Below are 698 nucleotides of genomic sequence, written 5' to 3' on the forward strand. Positions count from 1 at the left end.
GGTTTATCCCTCTTCACCCCACACCCCTACCCCAGATATTCTAAAGAATACGAATTTGCCCTAGCAAAGAAAAAAGAACTTATAACTAAAACAAGCATAGCTTCTAATTCCTATAACTTTATGGATGAAGAGTATTTAAAAAACATACAAGATTTACAAGAACAAGATCAAATCATTGATCAAGAAGAACAAAAATATCAACTTGCTTTAAAACTTTACAAAGAAGATAGTAAAATCAAAAATGAGATTTTTAATTCTTTATTTAAATCCTTAAATAAAAATCTAAGCTTTCAATTAAAACAAGAAAGAAATACTTTTTTAAATCCAAATCAAAGTTTAAACATTATCGCTACTAAAAAATACTCATTAAAGACTTTAAATTTACAAGATATTGATAATATTAATATCAACTCAGAATTTGCTTATTTAAGAACTTTGTTTTTATGTGAAGCTTTTTTAGTTTTAGATAATAATGATAAAGCTTTATTAAATGAAAAAATAGCTAAAGAAATTTTAGAATATGATGAAGATGAATATATTCTTTTTATTTTCCACAAAACCAAACTAAACGATACTTATTTAAAAGCAAGAAAAGAACTTTATAAAAGTATTGATGAATTTAAAAAACTTGGCTTTAAAGATTTAGAAAATGCTTATCAAACTTATATGAATTCTTTGATTGTAAATAAAGAAATAAA

1 pseudogene is annotated in these 698 nt (G+C 23.2%); it reads left to right on the top strand.

Annotation, left to right across the window (positions count from 1 at the left end):
- Window positions 1–698, top strand: a pseudogene (locus H2277_RS09075) (hypothetical protein); the annotation flags it as partial.

It is taken from the genome of Campylobacter sp. W0014 (assembly GCF_020135975.1).
Taxonomy (GTDB): Bacteria; Campylobacterota; Campylobacteria; order Campylobacterales; family Campylobacteraceae; genus Campylobacter_D.